At 57.9% G+C, this 23565-nt stretch carries 24 protein-coding genes and 1 pseudogene; 13 read left to right on the forward strand and 12 right to left on the reverse strand.

The features are described from left to right. Nucleotides 1–263 precede the first annotated feature (263 nt). From GYN01_RS18375 to rlmF, 5 genes are all read left to right on the forward strand, one after another. Nucleotides 264–1754, forward strand: a complete 1491-nt coding sequence (locus GYN01_RS18375; protein ID WP_048400087.1) for a leucyl aminopeptidase — start codon at nucleotides 264–266, stop codon at nucleotides 1752–1754. 59 nt (nucleotides 1755–1813) lie between these two features. Next, nucleotides 1814–2254, forward strand: a complete 441-nt coding sequence (locus GYN01_RS18380; RefSeq protein WP_048363267.1) for a DNA polymerase III subunit chi — start codon at nucleotides 1814–1816, stop codon at nucleotides 2252–2254. A gap of 7 nt (nucleotides 2255–2261) precedes the next feature. Next, on the forward strand, nucleotides 2262–2651 hold the full coding sequence (locus GYN01_RS18385) for a hypothetical protein (protein ID WP_048400089.1): 390 nt from the start codon (nucleotides 2262–2264) through the stop codon (nucleotides 2649–2651). A gap of 196 nt (nucleotides 2652–2847) precedes the next feature. Next, nucleotides 2848–5694 carry a valine--tRNA ligase gene (locus GYN01_RS18390; RefSeq protein WP_048400090.1) on the forward strand — a complete coding sequence of 949 codons (2847 nt, stop codon included), beginning with the start codon at nucleotides 2848–2850 and terminating at the stop codon, nucleotides 5692–5694. A gap of 147 nt (nucleotides 5695–5841) precedes the next feature. After that, a complete protein-coding gene (gene rlmF, locus GYN01_RS18395; RefSeq protein ID WP_048363264.1) occupies nucleotides 5842–6858 on the forward strand; it encodes a 23S rRNA (adenine(1618)-N(6))-methyltransferase RlmF in 1017 nt (338 codons plus the stop codon). Nucleotides 6859–7139: 281 nt separating this feature from the next. On the opposite strand, the gene GYN01_RS18400 is transcribed toward rlmF, so the two are convergent. Then, nucleotides 7140–7421: an HU family DNA-binding protein gene (locus tag GYN01_RS18400; protein ID WP_003440137.1), complete on the reverse strand. Its 282-nt coding sequence runs from the start codon at nucleotides 7419–7421 to the stop codon at nucleotides 7140–7142. Between the two features lie 398 nt (nucleotides 7422–7819). On the opposite strand from GYN01_RS18400, the gene yejK reads away from it, so the two are divergent. Both yejK and GYN01_RS18410 read left to right on the forward strand, forming a co-directional pair. Further along, complete coding sequence (gene yejK / locus GYN01_RS18405; RefSeq protein WP_048363263.1) at nucleotides 7820–8824, forward strand: nucleoid-associated protein YejK; 1005 nt, start codon at nucleotides 7820–7822, stop codon at nucleotides 8822–8824. Further along, on the forward strand, nucleotides 8824–9174 hold the full coding sequence (locus GYN01_RS18410; RefSeq protein WP_059764388.1) for a glutaredoxin family protein: 351 nt from the start codon (nucleotides 8824–8826) through the stop codon (nucleotides 9172–9174). The genes yejK and GYN01_RS18410 overlap by 1 nt, the downstream gene beginning before the upstream one ends. A gap of 45 nt (nucleotides 9175–9219) precedes the next feature. Here the strand turns inward: GYN01_RS18410 and GYN01_RS18415 are convergent, their stop codons facing one another. The 7 genes from GYN01_RS18415 to GYN01_RS18445 all read right to left on the reverse strand — a co-directional run bounded on the left by GYN01_RS18415 (nucleotide 9220) and on the right by GYN01_RS18445 (nucleotide 15939). Beyond that, a complete protein-coding gene (locus GYN01_RS18415) occupies nucleotides 9220–9603 on the reverse strand; it encodes a GIY-YIG nuclease family protein (protein ID WP_238936304.1) in 384 nt (127 codons plus the stop codon). Next, nucleotides 9528–9998 (reverse strand): nuclear transport factor 2 family protein, encoded by a 471-nt coding sequence (locus tag GYN01_RS18420; protein ID WP_203307564.1) that lies wholly within the window; start codon nucleotides 9996–9998, stop codon nucleotides 9528–9530. Before GYN01_RS18420 ends, GYN01_RS18415 begins: the two co-directional genes overlap by 76 nt. A gap of 65 nt (nucleotides 9999–10063) precedes the next feature. Then, entirely contained in the window at nucleotides 10064–11383 is a 1320-nt protein-coding gene (locus tag GYN01_RS18425; RefSeq protein ID WP_082152864.1) for a CynX/NimT family MFS transporter, read from the reverse strand. Nucleotides 11384–11775: 392 nt separating this feature from the next. Beyond that, entirely contained in the window at nucleotides 11776–12540 is a 765-nt protein-coding gene (locus GYN01_RS18430; protein ID WP_048363258.1) for an amino acid ABC transporter ATP-binding protein, read from the reverse strand. Nucleotides 12541–12552: 12 nt separating this feature from the next. After that, nucleotides 12553–13650, reverse strand: a complete 1098-nt coding sequence (locus GYN01_RS18435) for an amino acid ABC transporter permease (protein ID WP_048363257.1) — start codon at nucleotides 13648–13650, stop codon at nucleotides 12553–12555. 10 nt (nucleotides 13651–13660) lie between these two features. Further along, nucleotides 13661–14842: an amino acid ABC transporter permease gene (locus GYN01_RS18440; protein ID WP_048400094.1), complete on the reverse strand. Its 1182-nt coding sequence runs from the start codon at nucleotides 14840–14842 to the stop codon at nucleotides 13661–13663. Nucleotides 14843–14910: 68 nt separating this feature from the next. Beyond that, nucleotides 14911–15939 (reverse strand): amino acid ABC transporter substrate-binding protein, encoded by a 1029-nt coding sequence (locus GYN01_RS18445; RefSeq protein WP_048363255.1) that lies wholly within the window; start codon nucleotides 15937–15939, stop codon nucleotides 14911–14913. A 418-nt stretch (nucleotides 15940–16357) separates the two neighbouring features. Here GYN01_RS18445 and GYN01_RS18450 point away from each other — a divergent pair, with 418 nt between their 5' ends. Together GYN01_RS18450 and rhlB are read left to right on the forward strand one after the other, a co-directional pair. Next, a complete protein-coding gene (locus GYN01_RS18450) occupies nucleotides 16358–17014 on the forward strand; it encodes an alpha/beta hydrolase (protein ID WP_203307565.1) in 657 nt (218 codons plus the stop codon). Between the two features lie 84 nt (nucleotides 17015–17098). Further along, nucleotides 17099–18589, forward strand: a complete 1491-nt coding sequence (rhlB, locus tag GYN01_RS18455) for an ATP-dependent RNA helicase RhlB (RefSeq protein ID WP_203307566.1) — start codon at nucleotides 17099–17101, stop codon at nucleotides 18587–18589. Between the two features lie 190 nt (nucleotides 18590–18779). On the opposite strand, the pseudogene GYN01_RS18460 reads toward rhlB, so the two are convergent. The 4 genes and pseudogenes from GYN01_RS18460 to moaC form a co-directional block, all read right to left on the reverse strand. Further along, a pseudogene (locus GYN01_RS18460) lies at nucleotides 18780–18995 on the reverse strand (hypothetical protein); the annotation flags it as partial. A 241-nt stretch (nucleotides 18996–19236) separates the two neighbouring features. After that, entirely contained in the window at nucleotides 19237–19686 is a 450-nt protein-coding gene (moaE, locus tag GYN01_RS18465; RefSeq protein ID WP_048363690.1) for a molybdopterin synthase catalytic subunit MoaE, read from the reverse strand. Nucleotides 19687–19691: 5 nt separating this feature from the next. Beyond that, the gene (moaD, locus tag GYN01_RS18470; protein ID WP_203307567.1) at nucleotides 19692–19934 is read right to left on the reverse strand and encodes a molybdopterin converting factor subunit 1; all 243 of its coding nucleotides are present in this window, start codon (nucleotides 19932–19934) and stop codon (nucleotides 19692–19694) included. Further along, nucleotides 19931–20404, reverse strand: a complete 474-nt coding sequence (gene moaC / locus GYN01_RS18475; RefSeq protein WP_203307568.1) for a cyclic pyranopterin monophosphate synthase MoaC — start codon at nucleotides 20402–20404, stop codon at nucleotides 19931–19933. The genes moaD and moaC overlap by 4 nt, the downstream gene beginning before the upstream one ends. A 201-nt stretch (nucleotides 20405–20605) precedes the next feature. Here moaC and GYN01_RS18480 point away from each other — a divergent pair, with 201 nt between their 5' ends. The 4 genes from GYN01_RS18480 to GYN01_RS18495 all read left to right on the forward strand — a co-directional run bounded on the left by GYN01_RS18480 (nucleotide 20606) and on the right by GYN01_RS18495 (nucleotide 23564). After that, nucleotides 20606–21052, forward strand: a complete 447-nt coding sequence (locus tag GYN01_RS18480; protein ID WP_048363250.1) for a DMT family transporter — start codon at nucleotides 20606–20608, stop codon at nucleotides 21050–21052. A gap of 89 nt (nucleotides 21053–21141) precedes the next feature. Further along, nucleotides 21142–21879 carry a class I SAM-dependent methyltransferase gene (locus GYN01_RS18485; protein WP_048400104.1) on the forward strand — a complete coding sequence of 246 codons (738 nt, stop codon included), beginning with the start codon at nucleotides 21142–21144 and terminating at the stop codon, nucleotides 21877–21879. A gap of 92 nt (nucleotides 21880–21971) precedes the next feature. Beyond that, nucleotides 21972–22922, forward strand: coding sequence for a formylglycine-generating enzyme family protein (locus GYN01_RS18490; RefSeq protein ID WP_203307579.1), 951 nt, complete (start codon nucleotides 21972–21974; stop codon nucleotides 22920–22922). 42 nt (nucleotides 22923–22964) lie between these two features. Then, nucleotides 22965–23564, forward strand: a complete 600-nt coding sequence (locus GYN01_RS18495; RefSeq protein ID WP_203307569.1) for a GTP cyclohydrolase II — start codon at nucleotides 22965–22967, stop codon at nucleotides 23562–23564. The last annotated feature ends 1 nt before the right edge of the window (nucleotide 23565 follow it).

Below are 23565 nucleotides of genomic sequence, written 5' to 3' on the forward strand. Positions count from 1 at the left end.
GCCAGGCACTCATCATAGATGAGCGCAGCGGACTAAAAAGATGGCGCATTATCCTGTGAATACCCTCGCCTGTCACTGCGCTTGCTTACCCAAGGTTACAAAGCACTCATTGAAGACCACACGAGGGTTGTCAGCCGCGACCGACGGGGTCCAAACTGCCCGCCTTGACGCATGCCCGCATAGACAGGTGAAGCGTTTCATCCATAAGCACTCAAACCCCAGGGTTTGGGCGCACGTTGACCATTTGATTCAGGGACCCGGACATGGAACTGGTTGTAAAAAGCGTTAGCCCAGAAACGTTGAAAACGGCCACTCTCGTGGTCGCCGTCGGTGAAGGCCGCAAGCTCGGTCACACCGCCAAAGCCATCGACGAACTCACCGGCGGTGCTATCAGCGCAGTCCTCAAGCGCGGCGACCTGGCGGGTAAAACCGGCCAAAGCCTGCTGCTGCACAACCTGGCGAACATCAAGGCTGAGCGTGTATTGTTGCTGGGCACCGGTAAAGATGAAGAACTGGGCGACCGTCCGTTTCGCAAAATCATCAGCGGCGCCCTGGGCGTCCTCAAGGGTCTGGGCGGCAGCGACGCCGTCTTTGCCCTCGACGAACTGGTGGTCAAAGGCCGTGACAGCTACAGCAAAACCCGCCTGCTGGCCGAAACCCTGGTCGATGGCGAGTACACCTTCGACCGCTTCAAAAGCCAGAAAGCCGAACCCCGCGCGCTGAAAAAAATCACCCTGCTGACCATCAAAGCCGCTCAGGCCGAGGTCCAGCTGGCCGTGACTCACGCGCAGGCGATTGCTGCCGGCATGTCCTTCACCCGCGATCTGGGCAACCTGCCGCCGAACATCTGCCACCCGGTGTTCCTCGCCGAACAGGCCAAAGAACTGGGCAAAGCGTTCAAGGGCCTGAAAGTCGAGATTCTCGACGAGAAGAAGATCAAAGAGCTTGGCATGGGCGCGTTCTACGCCGTGGGCCAAGGCAGCGACCAGCCGCCGCGCCTGATCGTGATGAACTACTCGGGTGGTAAAAAATCCGAGAAGCCGTTCGTGCTGGTCGGCAAAGGCATCACCTTCGACACCGGCGGCATCAGCCTCAAGCCGGGCGCCGGCATGGATGAAATGAAGTACGACATGGGCGGCGCTGCCAGCGTGTTCGGCACCCTGCGCGCCGTCCTTGAGCTGAAACTGCCAATCAACCTGGTGTGCATTCTGGCTTGCGCTGAAAACATGCCGAGCGGCGGCGCTGCGCGTCCGGGTGACATCGTGACCACCATGAGCGGCCAAACCGTTGAAATCCTCAACACTGACGCCGAAGGCCGTCTGGTGCTGTGCGATGCCCTGACCTACGCCGAGCGCTTCAAACCGCAGGCAGTGATCGACATCGCGACCCTGACCGGTGCGTGCATGGTTGCCCTGGGCGCCCACACTTCGGGCCTGATGGGTAACAACGACGAACTGATCAACCAACTGCTCGACGCCGGCAAACAAGCCGACGACCGCGCCTGGCAACTGCCGCTGTTCGACGAGTATCAGGAGCAACTGGACAGCCCGTTCGCCGACATGGCCAACATTGGCGGTCCTAAAGCCGGCGCCATCACCGCAGGCTGCTTCCTGTCACGCTTTGCCAAGGCCTATCACTGGGCTCACCTGGACATCGCAGGCACCGCCTGGGTCAGCGGCGGCAAGGACAAAGGCGCCAGTGGCCGCCCGGTTCCGTTGCTGACGCAATACCTGCTGGATCGCGCCAACGCTTGAAGCTGATGATCGCAGGCTGCGCCGCTTGAGGGCGGTGCAGCCCCGATTCAGGAACTGCAATGACCTCTGAAAAAACCAAAGTCGACTTTTATATCCTGCCCAGCGCCGACCCCGCCGCGCGACTGGACTTCGCCTGCAAACTCACCGACAAAGCCTGGCGCCTCGGGCATCGCGTGTACCTGCACTGCACGGACACAGCCCAACGCCAAGCGCTGGATGAACGCCTGTGGCGCTTTAAGGGCGAAAGCTTTGTGCCTCACAGCCATGTTGAGGACGAACCCGATGGCGTGATTGTGATGGGCATCGCCGACGCACCTGCCAGCCATCAAGACTTAATGATCAACCTGGACCTTAAAGTCCCCGAATGCTTCAAACGCTTCGCCCGCGTGGCCGAAGTGGTCGTCGAAGACCCTGCCGTTCGACAGGCCGCACGGGAGAGTTTCCGCTTCTACCGTGAACAGGGCTATCCTCTGCAAGACCACAAGTTACAACGACTCTGAGCACACGATGGACACCCCCAATTCACCGAAAAAAGCTGCACACCTGCTCGATGATCTTGAGTCCATTCGTCAGTTGCTGGGCGACGAGGGCCTGCAACCGCCCTTGCTGACCGAGATGGTGGGCGAGGAAGGCATTCAGATTCCGCTGCTCGACGACATGATCGCCCCAGCACCCGCAGCGCCGGCGCCCGTGCAAATCCCGCTGGCCATGGCGCCTGCCGCACACGCAGAAAAAGCCCCCGACGCCCTGCTGGTTCATCTGGACAAAGAGCTGCGCACCGCCGCCCAGACCATCATGCAAGACGTGATCAACGACTTCGCCCCGCACATCGAAACCGAGATCAAGCGCCGCCTTGATGCGCACATGGAGCGCCTGCTCGCCCAACATCAGAACTGATGCAGACACAAACCCTGTAGCCCCTGTCGCAGGCTGCGATAAGGCCCGCAGGGCCTTCAAAACATCGGGATCGCTACGCACTCCATCGCCGCCTGCGGCAGCGGGTACATAAAGCAACCCACACCTCGCCCTCAGCGTTCCGCCCCGCTATACTTGCCGGCTTTCCTGAATTAATGCCAATAGGGTCCCGCCGCGCATGGATAAGACCTACCAGCCGCACGCCATTGAAACTTCCTGGTACAAAACCTGGGAAGAAGAAAACTATTTTGCCCCGCAAGGCGCGGGCGACCCGTACACCATCATGATTCCGCCGCCGAACGTCACCGGCAGCCTGCACATGGGTCACGGCTTTAACAACGCGATCATGGACGCCCTGATCCGTTTCCGTCGCATGCAGGGTCGCAACACCCTGTGGCAGCCGGGCACCGACCACGCGGGTATCGCCACCCAAATGCTGGTCGAGCGCCAAATCGAAGCCCAAGGCCTGAACCGCCACGATCTGGGCCGCGAAAAATTCCTCGACAAAATCTGGGAATGGAAAGACCAGTCCGGTGGCAACATCAGCCGTCAGATCCGCCGCCTCGGCTCGTCCGTAGACTGGAGCCGCGAGCGCTTCACCATGGACGACGGTCTGTCCGACGCCGTGAAGGAAGCCTTCGTACGCCTGCACGAAGACGGCCTGATCTACCGTGGCAAGCGTCTGGTTAACTGGGACACCAAGCTGCACACCGCGATTTCCGACCTTGAAGTGGAAAACCACGACGAGAAAGGTTTCCTGTGGAACCTGCGCTACCCACTGGCTGACGGTGCCAAAACCGCTGAAGGTCTGGACTACTTGGTGGTGGCGACTACCCGCCCCGAAACCATGCTGGGTGACGCTGCCGTCGCCGTGAACCCGGAAGACGAACGCTATAAGGCCCTGATCGGTAAATTCGTCGAGCTGCCACTGGTCGGTCGCCGCATCCCGATCATCGCCGATGACTACTGCGACCCAGAATTCGGCACCGGTTGCGTGAAAATCACCCCGGCCCACGATTTCAACGACTACGAAGTCGGCAAGCGCCACAACCTGCCGCTGCTGAACATCTTCGACAAAAACGCAAAAGTGTTGCCAGCCGCTCAGGTGTTCAACCTCGACGGCACGCTCAACGAAACCATCGACGGCGCCCTGCCAGCCCAGTACGCCGGCCTGGACCGCTTCGAAGCGCGCAAGCAAATCGTTGCCGACTTCGACGAAGCCGGTCTGCTGGTCAGCGTAGACGATCACGCCCTGAAAGTGCCGAAAGGCGACCGTTCGGGCACCATCATCGAGCCGTGGCTGACCGACCAGTGGTACGTATCGACCAAGCCACTGGCAGAACCTGCCATTGCAGCCGTTGAAGATGGCCGTATTGCGTTCGTACCTAAACAGTACGAAAACATGTACTTCTCCTGGATGCGCGACATCCAGGACTGGTGCATCAGCCGTCAGCTGTGGTGGGGCCACCGCATTCCGGCCTGGTACGACGAGTCGGGCAAGGTTTACGTAGGCCGCGACGAAGCCGAAGTGCGCGCCAAGCACAACCTGGGGCCGGACGTTGCGCTGCAACAGGACAACGACGTGCTCGACACCTGGTTCAGCTCGGGCCTGTGGACCTTCTCCACCCTGGGCTGGCCGGAAAAAACCGAAGCGCTGAAAACCTTCCACTCCACCGACGTGCTGGTCACGGGCTTCGACATCATTTTCTTCTGGGTTGCCCGGATGATCATGCTCACCATGCACTTGGTGAAAAACGAAGACGGCACGCCGCAAGTTCCGTTCAAGACCGTGTATGTACACGGCCTGGTACGTGACGGTCAGGGCCAGAAGATGTCCAAGTCCAAGGGCAACGTGCTGGACCCGCTGGACATCATCGACGGCATCGAACTCGAAGACCTGGTGGCCAAACGCACCACCGGCCTGATGCAGCCAAAACTGCTGAAGAAGATCGAAAAGCAGACCCGCGACGAATTCGCCGACGGCATTGCCAGCTACGGCACCGACGCCCTGCGCTTCACCTTCTGCTCGCTGGCCTCCACCGGTCGTGACATCAAGTTCGACATGGGCCGCGTTGAAGGCTATCGCAACTTCTGCAACAAGATCTGGAACGCCGCCCGCTACGTGCTGGACAAGGGCGAAGACTGCGGCCAAAACGGCGAAGCCTACGAACTGTCGCTGGCCGACCGCTGGATCATCTCGCAGTTGCAACGCACCGAAGCCGAAGTGACCCGTCATCTTGACCAGTTCCGTTTCGACCTCGCGGCGCAAGCCCTGTACGAGTTCATCTGGAACCAGTACTGCGACTGGTACCTGGAGCTGTCCAAGCCTGTGCTGTGGGACGAGAATGCGCCCGTAGAACGTCAGCGTGGCACCCGCCGCACGCTGGTTCGCGTGCTGGAAGTCGCGCTGCGCCTGGCGCACCCGTTCATGCCATTCATCACCGAAGAAATCTGGCAGCGCATCGCGCCACTGGCCGGTGTTGAAGGCAAGACCATCATGCTGCAACCGTGGCCGGTGGCGAACGAGTCGCGTATCGACCAGGGCGCCGAAGACGATATCGAATGGCTCAAGGGCCTGATGCTCGGTATCCGCAACATCCGCGGCGAAATGAACATTGGTCCAGGCAAGCCTTTGCAGCTGTACCTCAAAAACGTCGGTGCCGAAGATCAGCGCCGTCTGAGCGAGAACGATGCACTGCTCAAAAAGCTGGCTAAACTCGAAGCGATCACCGTGCTGCAAGACGGCGCCGAGGCCCCTCTGTCCGCCACCGCACTGGTAGGCGAAATGGAAGTGCTGGTGCCAATGGCCGGTCTGATCGACAAGGATGCAGAGCTGGCGCGACTGGACAAGGAAATCCAGCGTTTGCACGGCGAAGTGGCCCGCGTAGGCGCAAAACTGTCGAACGCAGCCTTCGTAGACAAGGCACCGGCCGAAGTCATTGACAAGGAACGCGCCAAATTGGCCGAGGCCGAACAAGCCTTGAGCAAATTGGCTGAACAGCACGCGCGGATTTCCAGCCTGTAATTAAGCTGCGCACCTGATCGCGGGCAAGACCTACTCTTGTGTAGGAGCGAGCTTGCCTCGCGATGGTCATCAAGATCATCGCGAGCAAGCTTGCTCCTACACGGTTTTAGGGCTTGCCCGCGATTGCTTTTGTGGAATGAATTGAACATGACTACCCCCCGCACTTCCAAAGCCACACGCCACAAGCCTAAGGCTGCCAGCGATGCCAAACCGGTCGAGCCGCGCGTCAAGCCCAGCCTGCACCCGCGCAACCGCCATCAGGGCCGCTATGACTTCCCGCAGCTGATTTCGGTGTGCCCCGAGCTTGCCGAGTTCGTCATCATCAACCCGTACGGCAAAGAGAGCATCGACTTCGCCAACCCGAGTGCTGTGCGTGTGTTCAACCGCGCCCTGCTCAAGGCGTTTTACGGCATTGCTCACTGGGACATCCCGGCTGACTACCTGTGCCCGCCCGTTCCGGGGCGCGCCGACTACGTGCACTTTCTGGCTGACCTGCTGGCAACCATGAACGATGGTCAAATCCCGCGTGGGCAAAACGTTCGCGTGCTGGATGTCGGCATGGGCGCCAACTGCGTTTACCCCTTGATCGGCCACAGCGAATACCGCTGGCAGTTCCTGGGCACCGAAGTTGACCCGACCGCCGTCAAAGCGGCCAAGGCGATCGTGCAGTCCAACAGCCTGAACAAAGCCATCAGCCTGCGCCTGCAACCTGATCCGAAGAAAATCCTGCTGGATGTACTCGACAGCAGCGAACGCTTCGACCTGAGCATGTGCAACCCGCCGTTCCACGCCTCGCTGGACGAAGCCACGCGCGGCAGTGAGCGCAAATGGCGCGCACTGGGCAAGGCCGATCCGAAACGCAAATTGCCGGTGCTGAACTTTGGTGGCCAGGCGGCCGAGTTGTGGTGCGAAGGCGGCGAACAGCGCTTTGTCAGCCAACTGATCCGCGAAAGCGTGCAGGTGGCCCGTCAGGTGCTGTGGTTCAGCGTGTTGGTGTCAAAAGCCTCCAACCTGCCAGCAATCCAGACCGCGCTGAAAAAGGCCGGTGCACGCGAAAGCCAGGTCGTGGACATGTCCCAGGGCAACAAGCAAAGCCGCTTTGTGGCCTGGACGTTCCATGACAAAGATCAACAGCAACTGTGGCGCGAAAAGAACTGGAAGTAATCGTGTGAGTACGCGAAACCTCGTAGCCGCTGACGAGCTGCGTTCGACGGCCCAGCCGTCGCAAAACCTTAAGTTGCGGTCTGCCCGTTAGATTACGGGCTCAGGTTTTACGAGCGCTGCGCACTCGAACGCAGCCTCGCGCAGCTCGTCAGCGGCTACAGGATTTGCGCGTCTAGTCCTGAAAATAGGTCAGAAGGTGTAAACCTTATTCAGGACGAGACAGCGCCCACAAAAAAGCCGCGTCCGGGATCACTCCCGAGCGCGGCTTTTTTACAGCAGTCTTACTTGTTAACAGCGTCAGTCAGGCCTTTGGCCACAACGAGCTTGATAACTTTTTTGGCAGCGATTTCGATGGCAGCGCCAGTCGAAGGGTTACGGCCAGTGCGGGCAGGACGCTCGGTCACTTTCAGTTTGCCAATACCTGGCAGAGTGATTTCGCCGCCATTTTCCAATTGATCAGCAACGATCTGAGCCAGTTGGTCCAGAGCGTTACGCGCGGTAGTTTTTGGCGCGTCGATAGCTTCAGCGATATCAGCGATCAGTTGGTCTTTAGTAATAGCCATTGAGATGTTCCTTCCCTATCAAATTCATTTGGTTTGCAGAGTGCAAAGTCAGCTATCGAGCCAGATATTTGGGCTCTGGCACGCCCGTTTGCTTTCACGACGAATCGCGGATGTAGAGTGCTAAAACGGGGTTTGGTTCGACCTGACACATGCTGAATCCGCGCTTTGCGCCGTTACCCGGCGCAAGACGGGGCAAAACTAGCACAGAGACGGCCAAATATCCGCCTCTACCTGCCCATTTGGTCTGCTTTATCGCGTTAAAACGGTAAAAAAACACCTTCAGCCGCACACTCGCCCCCTAAACCCCGGCGCAAAGGCTGCCCAGACGCTCAGGTGCGTTACACTGGGTGCTTTTGCGGGGCCCGCCCGTAACCCTCACATTATTCGCCGAGAAGCCCATGCCGATCCGTCATTGCATCGTCCACTTGATTGAGAAAAAACCTGACGGTACGCCCGCAGTCCTCCACGCCCGCGACACTGAACTGGCCGAGTCGCAGGCCATCGAGAACATGCTCGCCGACCTCAACGAAAGCTATAACGCCAAGCAAGGCAAAGCGTGGGGGTTTTTCCATGCTGAATCTGGCGCACATCCGTTTAGCGGCTGGCTCAAAGAGTATCTGGACGGTGGCACCGATTTCGCCGCGTTCAGCCGCGTCGCCGTTGAGCACCTGCAAAAGCTGATGGAGGAATCCAACCTGTCGGCCGGTGGCCATGTGCTGTTTGCGCACTACCAACAAGGCATGACCGATTATCTGGCCATTGCCTTGCTGCACCACAGCGAGGGCGTGGCGGTGAACGCCGAGCTGGACGTGACCCCCTCGCGCCATCTGGACTTGGGCCAATTGCACCTCGCAGCCCGGATCAATATTTCCGAGTGGCAGAACAATAAGCAGTCCAAGCAGTACATTTCGTTCATCAAAGGCAAAAACGGCAAGAAGGTGTCGGAGTACTTCCGCGACTTCATCGGTTGCCAGGAGGGTGTCGACGGCCCGGGCGAAACCCGTACCCTGCTCAAAGCCTTCAGCGACTTCGTTGAAAGCGAAGACCTGCCGGAAGAATCGGCCCGTGAAAAAACCAAAACCCTGGTCGACTACGCCAGCAGCCAGGCCAAAATCGGCGAGCCAATGGGCTTGGCCGAACTGTCCGAACTGATCGACGAAGAGCGCCCGAAAGCGTTCTACGATCACATCCGCAACAAAGACTACGGCCTGTCACCTGAAATCCCGGCTGACAAACGCACCCTTAACCAGTTCCGCCGCTTCACTGGCCGTGCTGAGGGCCTGTCGATCAGCTTTGAAGCGCACCTGCTGGGGTCCAAGGTGGAATTCGACGAAGAAGCCGGTACGTTGATCCTCAAGGGCTTGCCGACTCAGCTCCTCGACCAGCTCAAGCGCAACAAATAATGTTTAACGGGATCCTGAAAAAAGTCCTGTTTGTGCTGGTGGTCGTGGTGGTGTTTCAGAACTGGGGCAAGATCGAGCGCGTGCTCAACCCCTCCGGGGTTGTTTCACAGCACACGCAGGCCAACGCCCGCGTCGTGCTGTACGCCACCGACTGGTGCGGTTACTGCAAAGCCACACGACGCTTTCTCGACCAGAAAGGCATCCCGTACTCAGAATTTGATATCGAGAAAGATCCCGTTGCGCGCAAAGCCTATGAAGCATTGGGCGGGCGCGGGATTCCGATACTGGACGTGAACGGCACGCTGATCCGCGACTTCAAGCCCGACGCGATCCTGCAAGCGTTGAAATAAACATCTCGCCGATCGCCACAAAACCTGTCGCTACCGTCTTGAGCCTCATCGCGCAAGCGCGATGTCGGGGTCTGCCGCCTGGCTTTGCACCAAGCACTCCTTGGCGCTTTTGCGCAATTTTTTGATCAGCCGTTCCTGGCGCAGCGCTTCGCCTTTATCGGGCCAGCGCTCGATATAGACCAAGGCCACCGCCGGGCTGGAGGCAAAAAAGCGCGCACCTTTGCCCGTTTGGTGCTTGGCAAAACGCTTGACCGGATCATCACTGATACCGCAGTACAACGCGCCGTTAGCCGCCCGCACCAAGTACACAAACCAGGGTTTCGTCAAAACGGGCGCAGTCACTGTTTCAACCCTTAACCACGCGCCTGAAAGGCCTTGAGGCCTTGTTTCGCTTGCGCCCGGATTGCGTTTTTCACCAGCGGCGTCCATCCCAGCAACACACCTTTAATGCCCAGCGCCTGACGCGACCAACGCCACACGTCGAAGCGGTCATGGTGTTCGCATATTTTGCCGTCACGAAACACGAAGCGCGCCTGAATGTCGTTCACCACAATTGCCCCGGTCTGGCTGAACACGTAAGTGGCCACCCAATGTGCACTGCCGCGCTGCGCGTCGGCCTGAACCTGATCGAAGGTCAACGTAAAATCCTTGGCTCGCGAGGTGAGCATGCGCCACATGTCACCCACATCCTGGCCCCGCAACTGACCAAATACCGGATCACTGAACAGCACGTCATCGGTGTAACACGCCGCCATCGCTTGCGCGTCAAGCTGCTGAAAGGCTTGGTAGAAGCGGGTAATCAACGCGTGGTGGGCTTGGCTCATGGCAGGGTCCGTGCGGGGCTGGAATCTGAGCACGATAATCTGCAATGAGCAGAAACACTACGGTCTCAGACCTTCTCGCTGACGACATTCACGTACTTCGCACGCCCGGCGCCCAACCCGGCAATGATGGCTCCGATGCCCACCACGGCAAAAATCCAGCCGACCGCGTTCCAGCCACCTGTCAGCTCATGGACCAAACCCACCGCAAACGGCCCCATGGACGCCACGGTATAACCGATGCCTTGCGCCATGCCTGACAAGTTGGCGGCCACATGCGCGTCCCGTGAGCGCAGCACGATAAGGGTCAGCGCCAGACTGAAGGTGCCGCCCTGCCCCAACCCCAGCACAATCGCCCACCCCCACAAACCGTCCAGCGGTGCATACAGGCAGCCGAACAACCCTGCCAACGTCATGCTCATCACCAGCACAATGGCCAAGCGCTGATCCTTGCCCCGCGTGGCCAGCCAGGGCGCAGTCAGCGCCGTAACCAATTGCACGATTACCGAGCCCGACATCACCAGCCCCGCTTGAGTCGGCGTCAGGCCACGCCCGATCAGGATCGAAGGCAGCCAGCCAAACACGATGTACGACAACGACGATTGCAGGCCCATGTACAGCGTGACTTGCCAAGCCAGCGGATCACGCAGCAAACCGCGTACCCGATAGGCGACGTTGTGGGCGCCATTGCGTTTACCTGCCTGCGGTAACCAGAAAATCGCTGCAATGACGGCGGGTAAGGCCCAAAAGCCCAAGCCCAATTGCCAACTGCCATCGAAGTAATGGCTCAACGGCACGGTTGCCCCGGCGGCTAACGCAGCGCCCAGGCACAAGGCCATGGTGTAGACACCGGTCATGGTGCCGGCATGCCCGGCAAAATCGCGCTTGATAATGCCTGGCAGCAACACGCCAATAACGCCAATGCTGGCACCGGCCAAAATGCTACCGGCAAACAGCCCGGTCTCCCCCAGATAACTGCGCAATACGATGCCAGCGCCCAGTACCAGTAAAATGCCCAGCACCACACGCTCAGTACCAAAACGGCGGGCCAGAATCGGTGCCAGCGGCGCAAACAACCCCAGACAGAGCACCGGCAAGGTCGTCAGCAAGCCCGCCTGGGCGGCTGACAACCCCAAGTACTCGGACACTTCGCCCAACAACGGCGCCATGCTCGACAACGCCGGACGCAGGTTCAAGGCCACCAGCACCATGCCCAACAGCAATAACCACGCACGCACCACCACGGGCGGCATTTGCTGAACGGCTTCATCGTCCGCCTCGGCGTCAATCAGCAGTTCATCCAGCTCATCCAGATGACGCACAGGATCTACGCTGTCGTTAACAGGGGACGGGGGGCGGGTCATGGCCTTCTCCGGTTCAGGGTTCATTGATCAACGTCCGGCACAGCGCCATCGCCCGTTGTGGGTCTTGTTGTTCCGCGGCCTTCCAGTGATCGATGCGCAGGTCAAGCATCGATTGGCGACACGGATGTGTAGCAAGGGTTTACGCACTAGGCTGAAGACGGTGCGCAAGGTGCGGGGAAGTATGCAGCGCCGATAAAACGCGGGCGGGGTCAACCCGAGCATGCTTTATCAGGGGGATTCGTCTGTCACGTGTTCCGCCCTTTCATCCAATCACAGGGTGAATTTTCGGACATCTTAGCCAGACGACGGCGTAGGGGGCAATCCACATATACGCAGTAGCTGGCGCCAGCTGCGCGCTTTATAACCGATTTACCCGATCAAAAGCTCGCAGCCTGCGCCTGCACAGAGGGGTTGGATTAATGCAGGATTTGGTTCAAAAACAGTTTGGTCCGGTCGTTTTGCGGGTTGTCGAAGAAGTCGTTCGGCGCTGCCTGCTCAACAATTTCACCTTTGTCCATGAAGATCACCCGATTCGCCACCGTGCGGGCAAAGCCCATTTCATGGGTCACGCAGAGCATCGTCATGCCGTCCTCGGCCAAGCCAATCATGGTATCGAGCACTTCCTTGACCATTTCCGGGTCAAGCGCTGAGGTCGGTTCGTCGAAAAGCATGATCTTGGGCTTCATACACAGCGCCCTGGCAATCGCCACCCGCTGTTGCTGACCTCCTGACAACTGCCCCGGATACTTGTGCGCCTGCTCGGGGATACGCACTCGCTCCAGGTAATGCATGGCGATTTCTTCGGCCTGGCGCTTGGGCATTTTGCGTACCCACATCGGCGCCAGGGTGCAGTTTTGCAAAATGGTCAGGTGCGGGAACAAGTTGAAATGCTGAAACACCATGCCCACTTCCCGGCGCACGGTTTCGATCTGCTTGAGGTCGTTGGTCAGCTCGACACCGTCTACCACAATGCGCCCCTGCTGATGCTCTTCAAGGCGATTGAGGCAGCGAATCGTGGTGGATTTGCCCGAGCCAGACGGGCCGCACAATACAATCCGCTCACCCGGTTGCACGTTGAGGTTGATATCTTTGAGCACGTGGAACTGGCCGTACCACTTGTTCACACCCAGCATCTGAATAATGCCTTCAGCGCTGGCCGTTTTTTTGATGGCTTCACTCATGTCACACAACTCCTAGCGCTTGTGGCCCGTGTCCAGCTTGCGCTCCAAATGCATGGAGTAGCGGGACATACCAAAACAGAAAATCCAGAACACCAACGCCGCAAACACATAACCTTCGGTCGCCATGCCCAACCAGTTGGGGTCGGCGGCCGCTTGTTTGACGCTGTTGAGCAAGTCGAACAGGCCGATGATGATCACCAGGCTTGTGTCTTTGAACAGGGCAATAAAGGTGTTAACGATGCCGGGGATCACCAGCTTCAAGGCTTGCGGCAAGATCACCAGCCCCATGCTGCGCCAGTAGCCCAGCCCCATCGCATCGGCCGCTTCGTACTGGCCTTTGGGGATGGCCTGCAACCCGCCGCGCACCACTTCGGCCACATACGCCGACTGGAACAAAATGACCCCGATCAACGCCCGCAGCAGCTTGTCGAAGTTCATGCCCTCTGGCAGAAACAGCGGCAGCATCACCGAGGACATGAACAACACCGTGATCAGCGGCACCCCGCGCCAGAACTCGATAAAGGTCACGCACACCACGCGAATGGCCGGCATGTCCGAGCGTCGCCCCAGCGCCAGCAAAATGCCCAACGGCAATGCGCCCGCGATACCCACCGTGGCAATCACCAAGGTCAGCATCAACCCGCCCCACTGACTGGTGGCCACGTTGCTCAGCCCCCAATAACCGCCATGCAGCAGGCTGTAGGCCAAAACCGGGTACACCACCAAAAAGCTCAGCCCGTACACGGCCTTGTGTTTGAAGCGCGAGATAAACAGCGGCGCGGCACCGATCACGGCCAGCCACACCGTCACATCCACGCGCCAGCGCAACGCCTGCGGGTAATAGCCGTACATGAACTGGCCGAATCGCTGCTGGATAAACACCCAGCACGCGCCATCTTTGGTGCAATCGGCACGCGTCGTCCCGACCCAATTGGCGTCAAAGACCGTCCAGCTCAGCAGCGGGGGCACGATCAGCCAAATCAGATAAAAGGCGAACAACGTCAGTAGCGTATTGAGCCCACTGGAAAACAGGTTGGCCCGTGCCCAGGCCACGATGCCGATGCGATTGCCCGGCGGCGGCATGTCGGGTTTAAAAACATGAGTGGTCATAAGCGCGTCCTCACCGTTCAATCAGCGCGATGCGCGTGTTGTACCCATTCATGAGCAGCGAAATGCTGATGCTGATTGCCAGGTAAACGCTCATGGTGATGGCGATGACCTCAATCGCTTGCCCGGTCTGGTTCAGCACCGTGCCGGCAAACAGCGAGACCATTTCCGGGTAGCCGATGCCCGCCGCCAGCGACGAGTTTTTCACCAGATTGAGGTATTGGCTGGTCAGCGGCGGAATGATCACGCGCAGTGCTTGCGGAATGATCACTTTACGCAACGTCGGCCCAGGTCTGAGGCCCAATGAACGTGCCGCTTCGGTCTGGCCATGACTGACCGATTTGATCCCCGAACGCACGATCTCGGCGATAAAAGCAGCGGTGTACACCGTCAAGGCAATGGTCAGCGCCAGCAACTCGGGAATCAGTACCCAGCCGCCGACAAAGTTAAAGCCCTTGAGCTGCGGCATTTCCCAGTGCACAGGAGTGCCAACCATCAGCACACACAATCCTGGTATCACCAGCAGTAGCGCCAACCCGACCCAGAACTTATGAAACGGCACGCCGGTGTTTTCGAAGCGCTGGTTAGCCCATCGCACCATCCACACCACCGCGATCACCGCCAGCACCACGCTGGCCACAAACGGCCAGAACGCCTCGGTGCCAATCGCGGCCGGCATATTCAGCCCACGACTGCTCATGTAGAACATGTCGGCAAAATGGTGGCTATTGCGCGGCAACGGCATGGTCAAAAAGACCGCGAAGTACCAGAACAGGATTTGCAGCAACGGCGGAATGTTGCGAAACACTTCAACGTACACGGTTGCCAGCTTGTTGATCATCCAGTTCGGCGACAAACGCGCGATACCGATGATGAAACCCAGAATCGTTGCCAGCACCACGCCAATCACCGACACCAGCAAGGTGTTGAGCAGGCCGATCACAAAGACCCGGGCGTAACTGTCGGACTCGGTGTAATCAATCAAATGTTGCGCAATGCCAAACCCGGCACTACGTTCCAGAAAGTCAAAGCCCGAGGTAATCCCCCGGTGCTGTAAGTTGGTCTGGGTGTTGTTGAACAAGTACCAGCCCATGAAGACCACCAACACAACGGTGATGATCTGAAATAACCACGCACGCACACGTGGATCGCTGAGACTGAGCCTCGGCTTGGGTGCGCTGACTTTTGTCTGCATGAAGTGCCCCAACAGAAATGGATCAAAACACCATCACCCGGCAGTTGGCCTGCCGGGCGACAGGGCTATCAGCGCACAGGCGGTGCGTATTGGATGCCGCCGTTGTTCCACAGGGCATTCAGCCCGCGGTCAATGGCCAGCGGAGTGCTCTTGCCGAGGTTTTTCTCGAAGACTTCGCCGTAGTTGCCGACCTGGCTGACGATCTGCACCACCCAGTCTTTGGGCAGTTTCAAATCTTTGCCGTATTCACCATCAGCACCCAGCAAGCGGGCAACGTCCGGGTTCTTGGTCGATTTGGCTTCTTCTTTGACATTTTTCGAGGTCACGCCCGCTTCTTCAGCGTTAAGCATGGCGAACAGGGTCCATTTCACAATGCTGAACCAGTCCTCATCGCCTTTGCGCACCACAGGGCCCAGCGGTTCTTTGGAAATGGTTTCGGGCAACACCACGTAGTCGTTCGGGCTGGCCAGCTTGCTGCGCTGGGCGTAAAGCTGTGATTTGTCAGAGGTCAGCACGTCACAACGCCCGCTTTCCAGCGACTTGGCGCTTTCATCTGACGTGTCGAAAGTGATCGGCGTGTATTTGAGGTTATTGGCGCGGAAGTAGTCCGAAACGTTCAGCTCGGTGGTAGTACCTGCCTGAATGCAGATGGTTGCGCCATCCAGCTCTTTGGCACTTTTTACGCCCAGTTTGTTGTTCACCAAAAAGCCGACGCCGTCGTAATACGTCACACCGGCAAACACCATGCCCATCCCCGCATCACGGGAACTGGTCCAGGTGGTGTTACGCGAGAGCACATCCACTTCACCCGATTGCAAGGCAGTGAAACGCTCCTTGGCGTTCAATTGGCTGAATTTGACTTTGGTGGCATCCCCAAACACCGCAGCAGCCACAGCGCGGCACACATCCGCATCGATCCCCAAAATCTTGCCCGAGGCATCCGGTACCGAAAAACCGGGCAAACCATCGCTCACGCCACATTGCACAAAGCCTTTCTTCTTGACGCTGTCCAACGTCGCCCCCGCATGAGCAAAACCACTGACGCTCAGTACTACCACTGCGGTGGCCAGGGCCAAGGTGGATTTCAACTGCTTCATTCAAACCTCCAGTGCTGCTTTTGTTGTGTTTGAACAAGACCCGCCGCCCCCTTGTGAGGCGCTGTTGACCCGCGTTGGCTTTTTATGAGGTCAAGCGGCTTAAGTCTTGGGCGATGGATGCATCGCACAAACCGTCAAACTGAAGCGCTCACGTGAGCTGTTGAATTCCTTGTCTAACTTCACCCTCAGGTTTTTTGCTATCCCCCCGTCGGCAGTTGCCTGTTAGTGTTACCGCCGGAGGGAACGCACAAGCGCCCAGACCACATAGCAAAGCGCGTACCACACTGGCGGCCTCAGTGATTTCGCCCTCCTATTTCAGAAAAAACGTTCAAGCAGTACACATTTTCGTCAAACGTTAAACGATCACGCACCGTGGCCGCGCACCCGAACTGCGCGCACGCACAACGATGGAGCAGCCATGCACACCCCTTTGACAATCGAGCCTCAAAAGCCCGCAGACGCCTGTGTTATCTGGCTTCACGGGTTAGGCGCTGACCGTTATGACTTCTTGCCAGTGGCTGAGGCGTTGCAAGAACAGTTGCTAAGTACACGTTTTGTTTTGCCGCAGGCACCCACACGTGCAGTCACGATCAATGGCGGTTATGCCATGCCCAGCTGGTACGACATCAAGGCCATGAGTCCCGCCCGCTCGATCAGTGAAGATGAGCTCAACGAGTCCGCCGATACGGTGATCGGTTTGATCGAAGCGCAGAAAGCCTCGGGGATTGATGCCAACCGCATTGTTCTGGCGGGCTTCTCTCAAGGCGGTGCGGTGGTGTTTCACACCGCCTATCTGAAATGGCAAGGCGCATTGGGTGGCGTAATTGCCCTCTCTACTTATGCACCGACCTTCAGTGATGAGCTGGAATTGTCCGCCAGCCAGCAACGCATTCCGGCCTTGTGCCTGCATGGGCAGTACGATGATGTAGTCCAAAACGCCATGGGGCGTACGGCGTATGAACATCTGAAAAAACGTGGCGTCACCGTTACATGGCAGCAATACCCAATGGCACACGAAGTGTTACTCGAAGAAATCCATGACATCGGTCACTGGCTCGCAGCCCGCCTGGGTTAAATCCGAAACATCCTGCCGTTCACTACGCCGAGCACGCGACTTGCATTACACTGCCCGGCGTACACTCCTTAACCAACTGATGAGATGACCGTGCTCAAAGCACTCAAAAAAATATTCGGTAAAAGCGAGGCTGAGCCGCTCGCGCCAGCTTGCACACCTCCTTCCAGCAGCCCCAGCCCGCGAACCGACGCGCAACAGCCTGGCCACCCTGCTCCCGCTCAAGCCTCGGTGAACACACCCGACGCCCAGCCTGTTGAGCCACCCACGCGCAGCGAAAAACCAAAAATTGCCAAACCGCGGCGCGAGGCGGCACCCAAGCCACCGGTCATTCCCTGGAAACTCGAAGACTTTGCGGTTGAGCCGCAAGCAGGCAAACCCCGTTTCCACGACTTCAAGCTCGCACCTGAACTGATGCACGCCATTCAAGATTTGGGTTTCCCGTACTGCACGCCGATTCAGGCAGGCGTATTGGGTTACACCCTGAGCGGCCGTGACGCGATTGGTCGCGCACAAACCGGCACCGGCAAAACGGCGGCGTTCCTGATCTCGATCATCAGCCAACTGACGCAAACCCCGCCGCCCAAAGAGCGTTACATGGGCGAGCCGCGTGCACTGATCATCGCGCCGACCCGCGAGCTGGTGGTGCAAATCGCCAAAGACGCCGCCGACCTGACCAAATACACCGACCTCAACGTCATGACCTTCGTTGGCGGGATGGACTTCGACAAGCAACTCAAGCAACTCGAAGCCCGCCATTGCGACATTCTGGTGGCCACACCGGGCCGCCTGCTGGACTTCAACCAGCGCGGTGAAGTGCACCTGGACATGATCGAAGTGATGGTGCTCGACGAAGCTGACCGCATGCTGGACATGGGTTTCATCCCGCAAGTACGTCAGATCATTCGCCAGACACCACCGAAAGCCGAACGCCAGACGCTGCTGTTTTCCGCGACCTTCACCGAAGACGTGATGAACCTTGCCAAACAATGGACCACCGACCCGGCCATTGTTGAAATCGAAGCCGAAAACGTCGCCAGCGACCGTGTCGAGCAACATGTCTACGCCGTGGCCGGTGCTGACAAATACAAATTGTTGTTCAACCTGGTCAACGACAACGGTTGGGAGCGGGTCATCGTTTTTGCCAACCGTAAAGACGAAGTGCGCCGCATCGAAGAACGCCTGGTACGCGACGGTATAAACGCCGCACAACTGTCGGGCGATGTACCGCAACACAAACGCATCAAGACCCTGGAAAACTTCCGCGAAGGAAAAGTCCGCGTCTTGGTTGCCACCGACGTGGCCGGGCGCGGGATTCACATCGACGGCATCAGCCATGTGATCAACTTCACCCTGCCGGAGGTTCCGGACGATTACGTGCACCGCATTGGCCGCACGGGCCGCGCGGGCGCTGACGGCGTGTCCATCAGCTTTGCCGGTGAAGACGACTCGTACCAATTGCCCGCAATCGAAACCAAGCTGGGCCGCAAAATCAGTTGCGAAACCCCGCCGACCGAACTGCTGCGCCCCGTGGTGCGGGCCGTACGTAAACCTCACGATCCGAGCGAAACGGCCTGATCGCTCCACGGAAAATTGCCGAGGTTGTGTAACCGTGGCCGAAGGCAACTTTCGATTGCGAGGTGATCATAAACCCGATGATTGCGGTGCATCTCAAGCACCGCATTAAAGGGTTTAGCGAGCGCTGCGCGCCCGGACGCAGCCTCGCATTACTCGTCAGCGGCCACAGGTTCTTCTGCGCTGCCAGCTCCGCTTCGCGCTGAGCTATCGCGGCTTCAAGCTCAGGCGAACGTTTGGCCCATTGCTGGGGGGGTAATGGTTTCGACCATTCAATGATGTCGGGCTAGGTCAAATCAGGCGGTGGGGTTAACTTCCAGCGCTGCAAAGCAATGATCAGCACGATATTGAAAATAAATAACCCGAAAAAACCCTCCCACAGCAACGCCATCGGCCAGCCTTTCGGCCGCAAACTCATTACCACCGAGCCTACGGCGTATGTTCCAACATCCAGATAAACTTCGTTTTTTCGCCTATAGGCAACGTAAGCGCCAAGGTATTGCTGACTCGGATTACGCGCAAGCGTGAGCCCCCCCGGTTTGCTCTGAGACCGAGAGCAACGCTCATGGATAAGCTCAGTCATTACGCATAGAAGGATTCTGAAATTTTTAGAAGAAACGGATCGATTTAATGATCGCGCGGGTTTGACGTTACGCCCAGCGATCCGCTGCGGCCTGATCGCTAGCCCGCCCTTCTACCCAACGCGGGCCGTCAGCGGTGTGTTCTTTTTTCCAGAAGGGTGCGCGGGTTTTGAGGTAGTCCATCACAAACGCACACGCGTCGAACGCCGCTTGGCGATGAGCGCTGGCCACCCCGACAAACACAATGGGTTCGCCCGGTTCCAGCGCCCCAACCCGATGCAACACGTGGAGTTTGAGCAGCGGCCACCGTTGTTGAGCTTCGACGACAATCTTGCCCAGCGCTTTTTCGGTCATGCCAGGGTAATGCTCCAGAAACATACCCGCCACGTCGCGCCCGTCATTGAAGTCGCGCACGTACCCGACAAAGCTCACCACAGCGCCTACACCCGCGTTGGCAGCATGCATGGCATTCACTTCAACGCCCGGGTCAAAGGCCGCTGCCTGAACTCGAAGGGTCATGTGCATCAGCCCCCCGTCACTGGCGGAAAAAAAGCTACCTCATCGCCATTGACTAGCGGCTCATCAAGTTTGCACAACTCTTCGTTACGCGCGCACATCAGATTAGCCTCCGTCAAAACCTGATAACCGCCGCGCTGCACCAGACACGATCGCAGTGCTTCAATCGTTGCAAAGTCGCCCTCAACCTCCTCGTGATCGCACCCCAAGGCTTCGCGGTAGCGAGCGAAATACTTGACCGCAATTGTCATGATGCATCCGCCGTGAAATGCCCGCTCTTGCCGCCGAGTTTCTCCAGCACGCGCACGCTTTCGATGGTCATGCCGCGGTCGACCGCTTTGCACATGTCATAAATCGTCAACGCGGCAACGCTGGCTGCGGTCAGCGCTTCCATCTCGACGCCGGTTTGCCCGGCAAGTTTACAACGCGCCACCACGAGTACCGCGTCAGTGCCGTGAGCGCTGAGTTCAACCTTGACGCTCGTGAGCATCAACGGATGGCACAAGGGAATCAAATCGGAGGTTTTTTTCGCTGCCTGAATGCCCGCTATCCGCGCAACGGCAAATACATCCCCTTTGGGGTGCCCACCACTGACGATCATGTCCAGCGTCTCAGCACGCATTCGTACAACGGCTTGTGCCACGGCCTCACGGGCTGTTACCGCTTTGTCGGTGACATCAACCATGTTGGCGCGGCCTTGAGAATCTAAATGAGTCAGCACAGGGTTACTCCATTCAAGTGCGCCGATTGTAAACCTCTGGGTTAATCAAGCGCACGTCCGATCAGCCAGTTGCCTCACACGCCTTATGCCCAAAGGGCTACAGCACGGCAATCCAGCGCGCGAATATCGCGTATTAGAACAAAGAATTGGCCCTGTTTTTACATTCCCCGTAAAAGATTAAAAAAAAGGACACCCCCGCCCATGAGCTTATTTGTTTCTATTGTTTTAAGTTTACTGGCAGGTTTTGCCGTGCCTTTACAAGCGGGCACTAACGCCAAACTGGGCGTTTTATTAGGTCATCCGCTGTGGGCCACGGCCGTTTCACTGCTGGTCAGTGGCGTGGCCATTATGCTGGTCATGCTGATATTTAAAGTGCCTCGTCCAAACCTGACGGCGTTGCAAGACGGTCCCTGGTGGATTTGGTTTGGTGGCGTTGCCGGGGTTTTATATATCACCGCCGCCCTCATCCTGGTGCCACGCCTGGGGGCTCTCAACTTCATCATGGCGGTGATTGTCGGCCAACTGACCATCTCGCTACTGATCGATTATTTCGGTTTGGTCGGGCTGCCTAAACAAGCGATCAATGTACAAAAAATCATTGGCGTGAGTGTCGTGCTGGCCGGCTTTCTTATTGCCGTGCGCAGTTAACGTTGAAGGTCCAGACGTGCACCTGTAGACCCGGAGCAGGGTTATTGCAGCGGCATTTAATAACAGCAATCACATTTAATAGGTGAGCAATGAGTTCTTTTACTGCGTATGACGCCATTGGCGATCGTTTCGAAGTGTTCACGGACACCGCCTCACAACGGTCTGTTGAAACCGAGACATTCTTTCATATGGTGGGGGATGTCAAAGGCAAGTCTGTATTAGACCTGGCGTGCGGTTACGGTTATTTCGGCCGCGAACTCTATCGGCGAGGAGCCGCCCGCGTGGTAGGGGTCGATATCTCTGCAGCGATGATTGATCTGGCGCGCAAAGAGTCGGCACAGCATAACGAAGCCATTGAGTTTCATGTCGCCAACGTGTGCGACATGCCGGTGATGGGGCAATTCGAACGCGTGACCGCCGCATGGCTGTTCAACTATGCCCAATCCACCGCCGAACTGGACGCCATGTTCAAGGCCGTGGCCGACAACATGCAAGCGGGTGGCAAGCTGATCGCCTACACCGTAGACCCGAGCTTTCGCCTGGACGACGGCAACTTCACTAAGTACGGCGTTCATGTCAAAAGTGAAAATGCCCACGAAGGCGGTTTCCGTTGCCCGTCAGAGTTTGTCACCACGCCACCCAGCGAGTTCACCTTTTACCGCTGGAGCCACGAAGACTACGAACGTGCCATTCGCAAGGCGGGTTTCAGTGACTACCACTGGCAACGCCCGTTGATCTCCAAAGCCAATCGTCAGAAATTCCCTGAAGGCTACTGGGGTGACTTTGAGCGCAACTGCCTGCAAACCGGTCTGGTCTGCACCCTCTGACACCCTTTTTACTTGTATTGGAGTTCGACGTGGCTAACCCACCCAAAGCATTTGCTCACTGGCCGGTGTTTGACGGCCCACTGACGGCGCAAATGACGGACCGCCAATTAATGGGCCTGGAAGAGCACTTCCAGCCCGGACTCAACCTGGCACTGCCGCTAGCTGAGTGGCAGCAATTGATCCAGGCGCCAGCCAGCCTGCTGTGCCATCGCGTAGAAGACCCAGAAGTTGCGTTGCCATTGCGCTTGGGCGCCGGGCGTTATTTGGCCGAAACAATGGACCCGCGTCTGGATGTGCTTAACCCGCCGATGATCACGATCGAAGGTGGCTGGGTCGAGAGCGGACTGGACGAAGCCAACGTCGACGGCGTGATGGATACCCTGCAAGGGTTGGGGCTGGACCGCAGCTGGATTGAAAAGGAAGTGCCGCGCCATACCCTGCACCTGCCCCGCTATGCGATCGGCAAGTACCCGGTGACCAACCTCGAATACAAAGCCTTTCTCGAAGACTCGCTACAGCCGCGCATCCCCAATAACTGGGCATTTGGGCAGTTTCCGGTCGAACGCTCGAATCACCCGGTCTATGGGCTGGAGGCCGAAGATGCCGATGCTTACGTGGCATGGTTGAGTGCTCGATCAGGGCGCGGTTTTCGCCTGCCGACTGAAGCTGAGTGGGAATACGCCGGCGCCGGGCCTGAAAACTTCGAGTTCCCATGGGGCGAGCGCTTTTTGCCGGAGCACGCCAACACGGCCGAGATGGCCATTTTCAACACCACCCCCGTGGGTATGTTTCCGTTGGGCGCATCGCCTTTTGGTTGCCTGGACATGGCTGGCAATGTCGAGGAATACGTGGCGGACAATTACGCGCCCTACCCCGGCGGCAAAGCCATCAACGATGACTTGGTGCAGGTGGTAGGCACGCATCGCATCGCACGCGGCGGCAGCTTTACACGCTTTCGTGATTTGGCACGCAATTGCCGCCGCCATGGCAAATACCCGCGCGACATTTATGTCATGGGCTTCAGGCTCGCTGAAACGCTGTAACCCTGTCGAATAAAAAAATGCTGTTAATAGGAAAGGAATTCTATGAACCCGCTGCGCGTTAGAAACCAGGTTGATATTCATCTGAATGAGTCGGGTATCCCGGGTACGTTCTTCAGTTTCACAGGGCTTGAAGCGGATAAAGAGCACATCGTTATTAAACTGGGACCGGCCTCCCTCAACAGTCCCTTGGTGCGTTTGCATTCGGAATGCCTGACCGGGGATGTGTTCAGTTCCCAACGCTGCGACTGCGGCCCGCAATTGTCCGAGTCCATTGAGCGCATGCACGAAGAAGGCGGTTATCTGATTTACCTGCGCCAAGAAGGCCGCGGGATTGGTTTATATGCCAAGTTAGAGGCCTACCGCCTGCAAGACACCGGCATGGACACGTTCGAAGCCAATCAGCATTTGAACTTCGGTGAAGACGATAGGGACTTCACCGAAGCCGCCAACATGTTGCACGCCCTGGGCGTGAAACACTGCCGCGTGATCACCAATAACCCGGAAAAAGTGGTCGCCCTGCAAAACAATGGTGTGCACGTCGACGACGTAATCCCGACCGGTGTTTTTTTGACCCAACATAACCGCCCTTATTTACAAGCCAAGATCAATAAGAAGAACCACCACATCAACTTGTTCAACTAAG

The organism is Pseudomonas weihenstephanensis (assembly GCF_016812185.1).
Classification (GTDB): Bacteria; Pseudomonadota; Gammaproteobacteria; order Pseudomonadales; family Pseudomonadaceae; genus Aquipseudomonas; species Aquipseudomonas weihenstephanensis.